The following is a 14691-nucleotide window of genomic DNA, read 5'->3' on the forward strand; positions in this document are numbered from 1 at the left end:
TGATCAGCCACGGGAGAACGACTGGGGATCGACATACGGCCGGCCGATCGCGTAGTAGTCGATGCCCAGTTCGGCCATCGCGTCCGGCTCGTACAGGTTGCGCCCGTCGAAGATCACCGGCGCCTTCAGTTCGGCCTTCAGGCGCGTGAAATCGGGGCTCCGGAATTCCTTCCATTCGGTCACGATCACGAGCGCATCCGCCCCCGTCACGGCAACGTCCTGCGTATCGACGAGCTGCAGCCGCGCGAGCGCGTCCGCATCGTCGCCGAAATCCAGCGCGAATACGCGCCGCGCCTCGTCGACCGCAACCGGATCGTACGCGCGCACGATCGCACCGCGCTCGAGCAGCGCGGCGATCAGGCGCCGGCTCGGCGCCTCGCGCATGTCGTCGGTGTTCGGCTTGAACGCCAGCCCCCAGACCGCGAACTCGCGACCGGTCAGGTCGGCGCCGAAGCGCTGCTCGATCTTGCCGATCAACACGTCCTTCTGCGCATGGTTGGCCGCCTCGACGGCTTCCAGGATGCGCAGCGGCTGGCCGTTCTCGCCCGCGGTGCGAATCAGCGCCTGGACGTCCTTCGGGAAGCACGAGCCGCCGTAGCCGACGCCCGCGTACAGGAAGTGATACCCGATACGCGGATCGGAGCCGATCCCGCGGCGCACGGCCTCGATGTCGGCACCGACCTTGTCGGCGAGATTCGACATTTCGTTCATGAACGAGATACGCGTCGCGAGCATCGCATTCGCCGCATATTTCGCGAATTCGGCCGAACGAACGTCCATGTAGATCGTCCGCTCGTGGTTGCGGTTGAACGGCGCGTAAAGCTTCTTCATCTTCTCGCGCGCGATCGTGCCCGTCTCGTCCCCGTCGACGCCGATGATGATCCGGTCAGGGCGCATGAAGTCCTCGACCGCGGCGCCTTCCTTCAGGAATTCCGGGTTCGACACGACCGAGAAGCGATGCGCGACGCTGCCCCCGAGCCCGCGTGCGGCAAGCGCCTCGTCGACCACGCCGCGCACGCGCTGCGCGGTACCGACCGGCACCGTCGACTTGTCGACGATCACCTTGAAGCCCGTCATGTGGCGGCCGATGTTGCGCGCGGCCTCGAGCACGTATTGCAGGTCGGCCGAGCCGTCCTCGTCGGGCGGCGTGCCCACCGCAATGAACTGGATCTCGCCGTGCGCAACGCTCGCCTCGAGGTCGGTCGAGAAGCGCAGGCGCCCCGCCGCGCGGTTGCGCGCGATGATGTCCAGCAGCCCCGGTTCGTGAATCGGCATCCCGCCGTTATTCAGGATGTCGATCTTGCGCGGATCGACGTCGAGACAGAAGACGTCGTGACCGATCTCCGCGAGGCATGCGCCCGTGACGAGGCCGACATAGCCGGTGCCGATGATGGTGATTTTCATAGATGTTCCGGTACTTCCCGGTAATTGACTAACTTGGCCTCCGGGCCGAGCCCGGCGACAACCGCTGCGCGTTGGCTCCGCATGCCGGGATCAGCTCGACATCGCAGGTTCGACGCGGCGCGGCGCATAGGTTTCCCAGCCGCTGCATCCGGGGCACTGCCAATAGAAGAGCCGCGCCCGGAAACCGCAATTCTGGCACGTATACCGTGGCAGATTTTTCGTGCGCTGCTTGATCAGCGCACGCATCATTTCAAGTTCCTTACGACGAGGTTCGTCGGCCGCCGTGATCTGCGCATCGAGCAGGTGCAGCATCCCCGACAGGTTCGGCGACTTCTCCATCTGCGCGCGCGCGAGCGTGTGCGCCGCGTCCTGGCCGCGCAACCCCGCGATGTGCTGATAGGCGATGTCGAGCAGGTCGTTCGACGGATAGCGGTCGACATACCCCATCAGCAGCTCCGCGCCGTCGACGTTCTTGCCGAGCGCGACATAGGCCTTCATCAGCTTGTCGGCGACGAGCGGCAGATACGCCGGGTTCTGCGCTTCGACACGCTTCCAGTGCTCGATCGCAGCCGCGTGATTGCCCTCCGCCTCCGCGGCATCGCCGGACAGGATCGTCGCGCGAACGTTCTGCGGGTTCACGGTCAGTGCGAGCCGCAGTTGCTCTGCTGCCGCGGCCGCGTTCTTGCGCTGCAGTGCGTCCTGCGCGAGTTCGCAGTGAAACTGCGCGATTTCGGTGCCGAGCGGTTTGTCGCTCATCGACTCGATGCGCTTCGCGGTATCGATCGACTTGTTCCAGTCCTTCTCGATCTCGTAGATCGTCAGCAGCGCCCGCTGTGCGCCGAGCGCGTAATCGCCGTCGGCGAGCTTGTGGAACGCCTCCTCGGCGCGATCGAGCAGGCCGGCCTTGAGGAAATCCTGGCCGAGCTCGTACAGCGCGTGGTCGCGCTCGTTGACCGGCAGGTCCGTACGGCTCAGCAGGTTCTGGTGCACGCGGATTGCGCGATCGGTTTCGCCACGACGGCGGAACAGGTTGCCGAGTGCGAAGTGCAGCTCGACCGTCTCGGGGTCGAGCTTGGCGACCTCGATGAACGCGTCGATCGCCTTGTCGGGTTGTTCGTTCAACAGAAAATTCAGGCCGCGAAAATACGATCGCGGCAGATTGGCACTCTCCGACAGAAGATTCTTCAGGTCATAACGTGACGCCGCCCAACCGAGCGCGAACGCAACCGGAATCGCGAGCAACCACCAGAAATCCAGATCCATGCGAAATATCGAAGCAGAGACGAAAACCGCGCGATTGTCGCGCGGTGTCCGTGTTAAATGACGGGCGGCATCGGCGGCTGGTCGATGACGGCAGGCGTTTCGCGCGCCGCGCGCAGATCGCGCTTCAGGCGCCCGTTCTCGAGACGCAGACGGAAGATCGAAGGCAGCGCGGACAGCAGGCCGGCCAGCAGCCCCACGACGAAGAACGCGAGGCCGATCAGGATCAACGGCGCTTGCCATGCGTAGCCGGCAACAAAATTCAGCGTCGCGGTTTGCGTATTGGCCAGCGCGAGCACCAGCAGCAGTACGAACACCAATACCCGGATCAGCCAGACGATAAACTTCATGAAGCCCTCTCTTTGTTGAGGTTTGCCGCGGCGCGCGACTCCCCTTCGTCGCACCGAATCGACCCGTATTGTAAAGGAAGCGTTTCCGCGGCTGCGCAGATCCTGCGCGCCCCATTGCGCCGCGATCGCCGGAAATGAAAAAAGCGCCCGCAAGGGGCGCTTTTTTCTTCAGCCTTCGCCGGCAGGTTCCGGGCAAACCGAACGACGCTCAACGCTCGTCGTCCGGATCGTCAGCCTTCAGCGGCTCACCGGCGCGACCGTCGACGCGTTCACGCAATTCCTTGCCAGGCTTGAAGTGCGGCACGAACTTCTCGGGCACCTGCACTTTCTCCCCCGACTTCGGGTTGCGTCCGACACGCGCCGGGCGACGGTTGAGGCCGAAGCTGCCGAAACCCCGAATTTCGATGCGATGCCCTTTCGCCAGGGCATCGGACATCGCATCGAGCATCGTTTTCACCGCGAAATCCGCATCCTTGAGGACAAGTTGCGGAAATCGCGATGCCAGCTGCGCGACCAACTCGGATTTGGTCATACTTCAGCAGACCTCGTGAGGCTTACTGGTTCTGGCCGTCGAGCTTCGCCTTCAGCAGCGCGCCGAGGTTGGTCGTACCGGTCGCAGCAGCGCTCGAGTCCGATTGCAGGCCGCGGATCGCTTCCTGTTGCTCGGCCGAATCCTTCGCCTTGATCGACAGGTTGATGCCGCGCGACTTGCGATCGATGTTGATCACCATCGCGTTGACCTTGTCGCCTTCCTTCAGCACGTTGCGTGCGTCTTCGACGCGATCCTGCGAGATTTCCGACGCGCGCAGGTAGCCTTCGATGTCGCCCGTCAGCGTGATGACCGCACCCTTCGCATCGACCGTCTTCACGACGCCGTCGACGATCGAGCCCTTGTCGTTCATTGCAACGTAGTTGCTGAACGGGTCGCCTTCGAGTTGCTTGATGCCGAGCGAAATACGCTCCTTCTCGACGTCGATACCGAGCACGATTGCTTCGACTTCGTCGCCCTTCTTGTACTTGCGAACGGCTTCTTCGCCGGCTTCGCTCCACGACAGGTCCGACAGGTGGACCAGGCCGTCGATGCCGCCCGGCAGACCGATGAACACGCCGAAGTCGGTGATCGACTTGATTGCGCCCGTGATCTTGTCGCCCTTCTTGAAGTTGCGGCTGAAGTCATCCCACGGATTCGGCTTGCACTGCTTCATGCCGAGGCTGATACGACGGCGGTCTTCGTCGATCTCGAGGACCATGACTTCGACTTCGTCGCCGAGCTGGACAACCTTCGACGGAGCAACGTTCTTGTTGGTCCAGTCCATTTCCGACACGTGGACGAGGCCTTCGATGCCCGATTCCACTTCGACGAATGCGCCGTAGTCGGTGATGTTCGTGACCTTGCCGAACAGGCGCGTGCCCGACGGGTAACGGCGCGAGATGCCTTCCCACGGATCGTCGCCCAGTTGCTTGATGCCCAGCGAGACGCGGTTCTTCTCTTGGTCGAACTTGAGGATCTTCGCGGTGACTTCCTGGCCAACCGACAGGACTTCGCTCGGGTGACGCACACGACGCCATGCGATGTCGGTGATGTGCAGCAGGCCGTCGATGCCGCCGAGGTCGACGAACGCGCCGTAGTCGGTGATGTTCTTGACCACGCCGTTGACGATCGCGCCTTCCTTCAGCGTCTCGAGCAGCTTCGCGCGCTCTTCGCCTTGGGTCGCTTCGATCACTGCACGACGCGACAGCACGACGTTGTTACGCTTGCGATCGAGCTTGATCACGCGGAACTCGAGCGTCTTGCCTTCGTACGGGGTCGTGTCCTTGACCGGACGCGTGTCGACCAGCGAACCCGGCAGGAACGCGCGGATGCCGTTGACCATCACGGTCATGCCGCCCTTCACCTTGCCGGTGATCGTGCCGGTGACGAGTTCGTTGTTGTCGAGGGCCTTTTCCAGCGACAGCCACGATGCAAGGCGCTTCGCCTTGTCGCGCGACAGGATCGTGTCGCCGTAGCCGTTTTCGAGTGCGTCGATCGCGACGGACACGAAATCGCCCGACTGCACCTCAACCTCGCCCTGATCGTTCAGGAATTCCTCGATCGGAATGTAAGCCTCGGACTTCAGGCCTGCATTGACGACCACGAAGTTGTGGTCGACGCGCACGACTTCGGCGGAAATGACTTCGCCGGCGCGCATGTCTTGGCGGGTCAGCGACTCTTCGAACAGAGCCGCAAAGGATTCGGTATTCGGGGTGGAGGTTTGCAGGTCGGACATAAAAATCTGATTGTGCATGGATCGCTGAGCCACGCCGGCCGGAATGGCAGGCTGAAAGGGCCAGATCGAAGACCACACGGGGTTAAGGGTTCGAAACACGCTCCGCGCTTGCGACGCGGGGCACCTACCGCTGCCCGCCTTCTCAGGCGGGCTGGCCGAGCGCCCGGTACCACTGCAGCACCTGGTCGACTGCTTCATCGACCGAAAGTGCCGACGTATCGAGCAGCTCGGCATCTGCCGCGGGCTTCAGCGGTGCGGCCGCGCGATTGCTGTCGCGCGCGTCACGTTCACGAAGATCCCGGAGCAAGTTATCTATATTAGCAGAAAAACCTTTTTGCATCAATTGCTTATGCCGTCTGGCCGCGCGCGCCTCGGCGCTGGCCGTCAGGAACACCTTCAGCACGGCGTCCGGGAAGATCACCGTACCCATGTCGCGGCCGTCGGCAACGAGGCCCGGCGTCTTGCGGAACGCGCGCTGACGCGCGACCAGCGCGGTGCGCACGGGCCCGTGCACGGCAATGGCCGACGCGCGATTGCCGACCGCTTCGGCGCGGATGTCGTTCGACACGTCGACGCCGTCGAGCTGCGCGCAGCCTTCGCGGAACGTGATGTGGAGATCGTCGATCAGTTTCACCAGTGCGTCGACGTCCTCCGCCGCGATGCCGTAGCGCACGCTTGCGAGCGCCGCGAGACGGTACAGCGCACCGCTGTCGAGCAGGTGGAAGCCAAGATGCGCGGCGACGAGCGCCGCGACGGTGCCCTTGCCGGAAGCGGTCGGGCCGTCGATCGTGATGACGGGAGTCGGGTGAAAGGGTCGGGTCGATTTCATCGGAACAGTCGGGTCAGGCTTTGGCGAGCGCGGCGAAGCGGTCAAAATAGTCAGGGAACGTCTTGCCGACGCACTTCGGATCGTTGATCCGCACGGGCACGCCGCCCAGGCTGACGAGCGAGAAGCACATCGCCATCCGGTGATCGTCGTACGTGTCGATCGCCGCGTTCGGCGTGAGCTTTTCCGGCGGCGTGACGACGAGATAGTCGGGACCTTCCTCGACGATCGCGCCGACCTTGCGCAGTTCGGTCGCCATCGCGGCGATGCGGTCGGTCTCCTTCACGCGCCAGCTCGCGATGTTGCGCAGCGTGCTCGTGCCGCTCGCGAACAGCGCCGCGACCGCAATGGTCATCGCCGCATCGGGGATCAGGTTGAAGTCCATGTCGATCGGCTCGAGCTTGCCGTGGTCGTGGCCGATGCCGCGCACGTCGATCCAGTCGTCGCCCATCGTCACGTTCGCGCCCATCTGCATCAGCGCGTTCGCGAAGCCGACGTCGCCCTGGATGCTCGCACGTCCCACGCCCTCGACGCGCAGCGGGCCGCCGCCAAGCGCGCCGGCCGCGAGGAAGTACGATGCGGACGACGCATCGCCTTCGACCATGATCCGCCCCGGCGAGCGGTAGCGGACGCCGGCCGGCACGACGAAGCGCTGCCAGCCGTCGCGCTCGACGACCACGCCGAAACGCTCCATCAGCCGGATCGTGATGTCGATGTACGGCTTCGAGATCAGTTCGCCGTCGACCTCGACGACGATCTTGCCGTCCTTCGCCTTCACGAGCGGCAGCGTCATCAGCAGTGCCGTGAGGAACTGGCTCGACACGTCGCCGCGCACGCGGATCGGCGCATCGACCGAAATCGTCGCGGGCCTGATCCGCAGCGGCGGGTAGCCTTCGTTCAGTTCGTAATCGATCCGCGCGCCGATCTGCCGCAGGCCGTCGACGAGATCGCCGATCGGCCGCTCGTGCATGCGCGGCACGCCGTGCACGCGATAGTCGCCGCCGTTCACCGCGAGCGCCGCGGTCAGCGGCCGCACGGCCGTGCCCGCATTGCCGAGGAACAGGTCGGCCGTCTTCGCGGTAAACGCGCCGCGCGTGCCCGTGACGACGCAGGTGTCGCCGTCGCGCGCGAGCTTCACGCCGAGCTTGCCCAGTGCATCGAGCATCACGCGCGTGTCGTCGGAGTCGAGCAAATTGGTGATCGTCGTATCGCCTTCGGCAAGCGCCGCGAGCAGCAGCACGCGGTTCGAGATGCTCTTCGAGCCGGGCAGGCGCACGGTGCCCGATGCGCTGGAGTACGGGCCGAGATCGAGATAGTCCATGAGAATCGTCCTGTTATTTCTTGACCGGTTCGGCAGCGGGCGTGCCGCCACGCTCCTGCCATGCCTTGCGTGCGGCGCGCGAGCGCGTGAACACGGCTTCGAGCGCCGCGCCGTCGCCGGCGTCGATCGCCTCGCGCAGCCGCGCGAGCACGCGCGTGTAGCCGTCGAGTTCGTCGAGCAGCGCCGCGCGGTTCGCGACGCACACGTCGCGCCACATCTCCGGGCTCGACGCCGCGATGCGCGTGAAATCGCGGAAGCCGCCCGCCGCGTACGAGAATTTGAGTTCCGCGTCCGTCTCGCCGAGGATCTGCTCGACAAGCGCAAACGACAGCACGTGCGGCAGATGGCTGATCGACGCAAACACGCGATCGTGCTGCCCGGTGCTCATCGTGCGCACGTCGGCGCCGGTCGCACGCCACATCGCGTCGATCCGCGCGACCGATTCGGGCGCGTTCTCCGGCAGCGGGCACAGCACGACGTTGCGGCCGACGTACAGGTCCGGCAACGCGGCCTCGACGCCGCTCGACTCGCGGCCGGCGATCGGATGCCCCGGCACGAACTGTGCGATCCGCGCGCCGAGCGCTTCGCGCGCGGCCGCGACGACGTCGGACTTGGTGCTGCCCGCATCGGTGACAATCGTCGCATCGGCGAGCCACGGCGCGATGCGCGCAAGCAGCGGGCCCGTCTGCGCGACGGGCGCGGCCAGCAGCACGAGATCGGCGCCCGCCAGCGCGTCGCGCAACTGCGCGTCGTCGTCGAGCGCCGCTGCGCGGTCGATCACGCCGAGCGACAACGCACGCTCGACCGATGCGCGCGAACGGCCCACGCCGACGATCTCGCCCGCGCCGCCCGGCGCGCGCTCGCGCAGCGCGCGGGCCAGCGATCCGCCGATCAGGCCGACACCGAAAATGACCAGTTTGTTGAATGCAAAGCCTGACACGACAAGAGCCAAGTTACGCGCGCGGAACGACGCCCCGCACACGGAATTCCAGATTCCGGGCAACGGGCCCGCACCCGGCGCGACCTGCTCCGGATGCCGCCCGAACCCGCCTTCGGCAGCGCCGATCGGCCTGCCCTGCCCGCCTGGCCGCCACGCCTGCGCAAGCAGGCGACAGGCCGCCGCGCGTCAGCGTGCGCGCGGATACGAACCGAGTATCTTCAGAAACGCGGCCTTCTGGCCGAGTTCCGCGAGCGCGGCCGCGACCGACGCATCGTCACGGTGCCCTTCGATGTCGATGTAGAAGTAGTACTCCCACGTGCCGACGCGTGCCGGACGCGACTCGAAGCGCGTCATCGACACGCCGTGCCGCGCGAGCGGTTCGAGCAGCTTGAACACGGCGCCCGGCTCGTTCTTCACCGACACGATCAGCGACGTCTGGTCATGACCGCTTTGCCCGGCCGGCTGCTTGCCGACGATCACGAAGCGCGTGCGGTTGTGCGGATCGTCCTGGATCAACGAGAACGCGATCTGCAAGCCGTAATGCGCGGCCGCGCGGTCGCCCGCGATCGCCGCGACGGTCGGATCGGCCGCCGCGAGACGCGCGGCCTCCGCGTTGCTCGCCACGGCCTGCCGCTCGAGCTGCGGCGCATTCGCCGCGAGCCACTGCTGGCATTGCGCAAGCGCCTGCGCATGCGCGCAGACGCGCTTCACGCCGTCGAGCGTGCCGCTCTGCGTGAGCAGGTTGTGGTGAATGGGCAGCGCGAGCTCGCCGCTGATCAGCAGTTGCGTCTGCAGCAGCAGGTCGAGCGTGCGCGACACGGCCCCTTCGGTCGAATTCTCGACCGGCGCGATGCCGAACGCGGACGCACCGGCCTCGACCGAGCGGAACACCTCGTCGATCGACGGGCACGGCAGCCCTTCGATCGACTGGCCGAAATACTCGAGCATCGCCTGTTCGCTGTACGTGCCGACCGGCCCGAGGAACGCGACATGGATCGTCTGCTCGAGCGCACGGCTCGCCGCCATGATCTCGCGCCAGATTGCGCCGATGTGCTCGCTCTCGAGCGGCCCCTCACTCATGTCCTGCAGCCGCGCGATCACCTGCAGCTCGCGTTCCGGCCGGAACACCGGCGCGTTGAAATGCTTCTTGACCTCGCCCACCTCCAGCGCCACCGCGGCGCGCTGGTTCAGGAGCGCGATCAGCTGCGCGTCGATCGCGTCGATGCGATCGCGCAGCGGTTTCAGGCGGGAATTCAGTTCGTCGTCCATGCGTTTTGCCGTGCTGTTTGAACAGCGTCGCCGTCAGGCGCCGCGCTGCTCGAAGTCCTTCATGTACTCGACGAGCGCCTTCACGCCCTCGAGCGGCACCGCGTTGTAGATCGACGCCCGCATGCCGCCGACGGACTTGTGGCCCTTCAGCTGCAGCAACCCGCGCGCCTTTGCGCCGGCAAGGAAGTCTTCGTTGCGCGTTTCGTCGGCCAGGAAAAACGGCACGTTCATCCGCGAACGCGCCGCCGGCTCGACCTTGTTCAGATAGAAGCCGCTCGCATCGATCGTGTCGTAGAGCAGCTTCGATTTTTCGATATTGCGGGCCTCGATCGCTTCGAGGCCGCCCTGCCGCTTCAGCCACTGGAACACGAGGCCCGCGATGTAGATCGCATAGGTGGGCGGCGTGTTGTACAGCGAGTTGTTCTCGGCGACAGTCTTCCATTCGAACGCGGACGGGCAGATCGACAGCGCGCGATCGAGCAGATCCTCGCGCACGATCACGACCGTCACGCCGGCCATCCCGATATTCTTCTGCGCGCCGCCAAACAGCACGCCGTATTTCGCGACGTCCATCGGGCGCGACAGGATGTGCGACGAGACATCCGCGACCAGCGGCACGTCGCCGAGATCGGGAATCTCGAACGTCTCGACGCCGTCGATCGTCTCGTTGGTGCACAGATGCACGTAGGCCGGATCGTCCGACAGTTGCCATTCGGCGCGCGCCGGCGCGCGCGTGAAGCCGTCTTCCGTCTTGCCGGTTGCGGCGAGATGCGGCGTGCAGAACTTCTTCGCCTCGCCGAACGATTTCTGCGACCACGAGCCCGTCACGACGAAGTCGGCGGTGTTGCGCGACCCGAGCAGGTTCATCGGCACGATCGCGTTTTCCGCGATGCCGCCGCCCTGCAGGAACAGGATCCGGTGGCTTGCCGGCACGCCGAGCAGGTCGCGCAGGTCGGTCAGCGCGGCCTCGTGAATGGACATGAATTCCTTGCCGCGATGGCTCATCTCCATCACGCTCATGCCGCTGCCGTGCCAGTCGAGCATTTCGTCGGCGGCTTGCCGCAGCACTTCCTCGGGCATCGCCGCAGGACCGGCGGAGAAATTAAAGACGCGCATCGTGAAAACCTCGGAAGGGACGCGACCGGCGGCTTGCCGCCGCATGTCAGTTGCAAATGAGCCGCGCCAGAAAAGGAATGGCCGCTTGCGCTCACGCGCAAACGGCCATTATCGCACTGTCGTCAGGCTCCCGCCAAACCCGGCCGAACGGCCGAGGGCGTGCCCGATCGGCTTACTTGCCCGGCTTGACTGCTGCGACTTCCTTGTCAGCCTGCGTGCGCGTTGCCTGGATCGCTTGCGGCATGTACTTCTGCATCAGGCCGTTGACCACGTCGCGACCGACCTGATCCTGAACCTGGATGAACTTGCGGCCCGTCGGGCTCTTGTAGAACGTCGTCAGATCCTTGATCTCCGACGTGCTGTAGTACTTCGCGTATGCATCGTACTGAGCCGACATTGCGTCGTTCTGGAACTGCTGCGTGCCGAACACCTTGCCCGCGCCGTCGACCAGCTTCGGCACCGCGTTCTTCTGCAGCGTCGGAACGGCAGCCTGCTTCTGCTTGTCGTTCAACGTCTTGTTTTCCGACAGCGCGTCCGACAGGATCGCCGGCACGAGCTGCTTGGCCTGCATTTCGGCGCTGTTGCCGATTGCCGACACGAGCTTCGGCGCGTCGATCGCGTCGAGCAGATCCTTGATCGCGGCCTTCTTGTCGGCGTCGATCGGCGCAGCTGCCGCAGCGGGCGCCGGTGCGGAATTCGACAGCGCTTGCGCCATCGCGAACGTCGGCACCAGTGCAGCCAGCAGGACCAGTTGCTTGAATTGCTTTTGCATCATCACTCCCTTTTGGAAATATGAATGGTTGCTCGCCGGCCGCGGCGCTTCACGCCCGCGGCGGCCAGAATCTCATCCGTTCTTCAGGCTTCGCCGTCCGACGCCTCGTCGGCCTCGCCATCGCCCTCCTCGGCCTCCGCAATCTGCTGCAGGCCAGAGAGCTTGGTACCCTCATCGAGACTGATGAGTGTAACACCTTGCGTGGCGCGCCCCATCTCGCGAATCTCGGAAACACGGGTGCGAATCAACACGCCGGCGGTCGTGATCAGCATGATCTGATCCTCGGCGTCGACGAGCGTCGCTGCCACGACCTTGCCGTTGCGCTCGGACGTCTGGATCGCGATCATGCCCTTCGTGCCGCGGCCGTGACGCGTGTATTCGGTGATCGGCGTGCGCTTGCCGTAGCCGTTCTCGGTCGCGGTGAGCACGGTCTGCTCCTCGCTGCCGGCAACCAGCATCGCGATGACCTGCTGCCCGTCCTCGAGTTGCATGCCGCGCACGCCGCGCGCCTCGCGCCCCATCGGACGCACGTCGTTCTCGTCGAAGCGCACGGCCTTGCCGGCGTCGGAGAACAGCATCACGTCGTGCGCGCCGTCGGTGATCGACGCACCGATCAGGAAGTCGCCGTCGTCGAGGCCGACCGCGATGATGCCCTTCTTCATCGGACGGCTGAACGCTTCGAGCGGCGTCTTCTTCACGGTGCCGAGCGACGTCGCCATGAAGATGAACTTGTCGGCCGAGAATTCCTTGACCGGCAGCACGACGTTGATCTTCTCGCCTTCCTGCAGCGGGAACATGTTGACGATCGGGCGGCCGCGCGAGTTGCGCGAGCCCTGCGGCACTTCATAGACCTTGACCCAGTACACGCGGCCGCGGTTCGAGAAGCACAGGATGTAATCGTGCGTGTTCGCGATGAACAGCGTCTCGATCCAGTCGTCTTCCTTCATCTGCGTCGCCTGCTTGCCGCGACCGCCGCGCTTCTGCGCGCGGTACTCGGACAGCGGCTGCGACTTCACGTAGCCCGCGTGCGACATCGTGACGACCATGTCCTGCGGCGTGATCAGATCCTCGGTGTTCAGCTCGGTCGCGTTCAGCTCGATCTTCGAGCGGCGCGCATCGCCGAATTCGGCCTTCACCGACGTGAGTTCCTCGCCGATCATCGTCGTGATCCGCTCGGGGCGCGCGAGGATGTCCAGCAGGTCGGCGATCTGCGCCATCACTTCGCGGTACTCGCCGATGATCTTGTCCTGCTCGAGGCCGGTCAGGCGCTGCAGGCGCATCTGCAGGATTTCCTGGGCCTGCGTGTCGGACAGACGGTACAGCCCGTCGACCTGCATGCCGAACGCCGGGTTCAGGCCTTCCGGGCGGTACGCGGAGCGGCCGCCGGCCGCCGCGTTCTCGCTCTCGGCGCGCGTCAGCATCTCGCGCACGAGCGACGAATCCCACGGCTTCGCCATCAGTTCCTGCTTCGCGATCGGCGGCGTAGGCGCGGCCTTGATGATCGCGATGAACTCGTCGATGTTCGCGAGCGCGACCGCGAGACCTTCGAGCACGTGGCCGCGTTCGCGGGCCTTGCGCAGTTCGTAGATCGTGCGGCGCGTCAGCACTTCGCGTCGATGCGACAGGAAGCACTGCAGGATTTCCTTCAGGTTCAGCAGCTTCGGCTGGCCGTCGACGAGCGCGACCATGTTCATGCCGAACGTGTCCTGGAGCTGCGTCGCCTTGTACAGGTTGTTCAGCACCACTTCGGGCACTTCGCCGCGCTTGAGCTCGATCACGACACGCATGCCGCTCTTGTCGGACTCGTCGCGGATGTCGGAGATGCCTTCGAGCTTCTTCTCGTTGACAAGCTCGGCGATCCGCTCGAGCAGCGAGCGCTTGTTCACCTGGTACGGCAGCTCGTCGACGATGATCGCCATCCGCTGGCCGCGGTCGATCTCCTCGAAGTGCGTGGCCGCGCGCATCACGACGCGGCCGCGCCCGGTGCGGTAGCCGTCGCGCACGCCGGCGACGCCGTAGATGATGCCGGCGGTCGGGAAGTCCGGCGCCGGGATGATCTCGATCAACTCGTCGATCGTCGCTTCCGGGGTGTTCAGCAGGTGCTGGCACGCGTCGACGACTTCGTTCAGGTTGTGCGGCGGGATGTTGGTCGCCATGCCGACCGCGATGCCCGACGAGCCATTGATCAGCAGGTTCGGGATGCGCGACGGCAGGACCGACGGCTGCATTTCGTTGCCGTCGTAGTTCGGCTCGAAATCGACCGTTTCCTTGTCGATGTCGGCGAGCAGCTCGTGACCGATCTTCGCCATGCGAATTTCGGTGTAACGCATCGCCGCGGCATTGTCGCCGTCGATCGAGCCGAAGTTGCCCTGCCCGTCGATCAGCATGTAGCGCAGCGAGAAGTCCTGCGCCATCCGCACGATCGTGTCGTAGACCGCGGTGTCGCCGTGAGGGTGGTACTTACCGATCACGTCACCGACGATACGCGCCGACTTCTTGTACGCGCGGTTCCAGTCGTTGTTCAGTTCGTGCATCGCGAACAACACGCGCCGGTGCACGGGCTTCAGGCCATCGCGGACATCCGGGAGGGCACGTCCGACGATCACGCTCATCGCGTAATCGAGATACGAACGGCGCATTTCCTCCTCGAGGGAGGTGGGCAGGGTCTCTTTGGCGAATTGATCCATGTATCCGTATCGTTTCGGAGCGAAGACGGCGAACGCCTTTCGCGTGGGCGCTGCATGCGCAACGCAACGCGAGATTCTAACATGCACCCATCAGCCGCAAATTCGCCTCCCCTCTATATATAAATAGCAAAAATCGCGGCGGCTGCGAACCGGCCCGAATCGCCCGCGGCTCGACGTCACCGTTGATCGCGCCCCGTTCGTTTCACGCGCCCGAGTAAACAGTTGCCCGCATCCGCGCAATTTCGCCGGCGCACTCTTGACAATCTCTAAAAGTTGCGGCAGGCCGGTGTTGCGCATGCACCACAAAGTTGAGGGGATCTTAGGGTGGGGAGGATTTTTTTTCGTAGGAAGGGAACGATATGGCAAAATGCCAACGCACTGAAAGTTAGACGCTGCTCGAAGTCTACACAGAGCGGTGCCGCGTTTTTTGTGCCGCACCAATGTTATACTTCGAGCAATGTATGACTTGTCACCGTCAA

12 protein-coding genes are annotated in these 14691 nt (G+C 64.7%); all 12 read right to left on the bottom strand.

Going from position 1 to position 14691, the window contains the following annotated elements:
- Positions 1-3: 3 nt before the first annotated feature.
- Complete coding sequence (locus tag DM992_RS16355; RefSeq protein ID WP_111017572.1) at positions 4-1404, bottom strand: UDP-glucose/GDP-mannose dehydrogenase family protein; 1401 nt, start codon at positions 1402-1404, stop codon at positions 4-6.
- 90 nt (positions 1405-1494) lie between these two features.
- The gene (lapB, locus tag DM992_RS16360; RefSeq protein ID WP_111017573.1) at positions 1495-2667 is read right to left on the bottom strand and encodes a lipopolysaccharide assembly protein LapB; all 1173 of its coding nucleotides are present in this window, start codon (positions 2665-2667) and stop codon (positions 1495-1497) included.
- A 53-nt stretch (positions 2668-2720) separates the two neighbouring features.
- On the bottom strand, positions 2721-3014 hold the full coding sequence (locus tag DM992_RS16365; protein WP_034183038.1) for a LapA family protein: 294 nt from the start codon (positions 3012-3014) through the stop codon (positions 2721-2723).
- A 208-nt stretch (positions 3015-3222) separates the two neighbouring features.
- A complete protein-coding gene (locus tag DM992_RS16370; protein WP_006486894.1) occupies positions 3223-3546 on the bottom strand; it encodes an integration host factor subunit beta in 324 nt (107 codons plus the stop codon).
- A gap of 22 nt (positions 3547-3568) precedes the next feature.
- A complete protein-coding gene (gene rpsA / locus DM992_RS16375; protein ID WP_006750753.1) occupies positions 3569-5299 on the bottom strand; it encodes a 30S ribosomal protein S1 in 1731 nt (576 codons plus the stop codon).
- A gap of 124 nt (positions 5300-5423) precedes the next feature.
- Entirely contained in the window at positions 5424-6110 is a 687-nt protein-coding gene (cmk, locus tag DM992_RS16380) for a (d)CMP kinase (protein WP_111017574.1), read from the bottom strand.
- A gap of 13 nt (positions 6111-6123) precedes the next feature.
- Positions 6124-7428 carry a 3-phosphoshikimate 1-carboxyvinyltransferase gene (gene aroA, locus DM992_RS16385; protein ID WP_111017575.1) on the bottom strand — a complete coding sequence of 435 codons (1305 nt, stop codon included), beginning with the start codon at positions 7426-7428 and terminating at the stop codon, positions 6124-6126.
- A gap of 13 nt (positions 7429-7441) precedes the next feature.
- The gene (locus DM992_RS16390) at positions 7442-8368 is read right to left on the bottom strand and encodes a prephenate dehydrogenase/arogenate dehydrogenase family protein (RefSeq protein ID WP_111017576.1); all 927 of its coding nucleotides are present in this window, start codon (positions 8366-8368) and stop codon (positions 7442-7444) included.
- 186 nt (positions 8369-8554) lie between these two features.
- Positions 8555-9637, bottom strand: a complete 1083-nt coding sequence (gene pheA, locus DM992_RS16395) for a prephenate dehydratase (RefSeq protein ID WP_111017577.1) — start codon at positions 9635-9637, stop codon at positions 8555-8557.
- A 33-nt stretch (positions 9638-9670) separates the two neighbouring features.
- A complete protein-coding gene (serC, locus tag DM992_RS16400; protein ID WP_034183033.1) occupies positions 9671-10753 on the bottom strand; it encodes a 3-phosphoserine/phosphohydroxythreonine transaminase in 1083 nt (360 codons plus the stop codon).
- A 172-nt stretch (positions 10754-10925) separates the two neighbouring features.
- Positions 10926-11525, bottom strand: coding sequence for a DUF2059 domain-containing protein (locus tag DM992_RS16405; protein WP_021157463.1), 600 nt, complete (start codon positions 11523-11525; stop codon positions 10926-10928).
- Between the two features lie 83 nt (positions 11526-11608).
- A complete protein-coding gene (gyrA, locus tag DM992_RS16410; protein ID WP_034183032.1) occupies positions 11609-14212 on the bottom strand; it encodes a DNA gyrase subunit A in 2604 nt (867 codons plus the stop codon).
- Positions 14213-14691: the final 479 nt, after the last annotated feature.

It is taken from the genome of Burkholderia sp. JP2-270, from assembly GCF_003233675.1.
Lineage (GTDB): Bacteria > Pseudomonadota > Gammaproteobacteria > Burkholderiales > Burkholderiaceae > Burkholderia > Burkholderia pyrrocinia_C.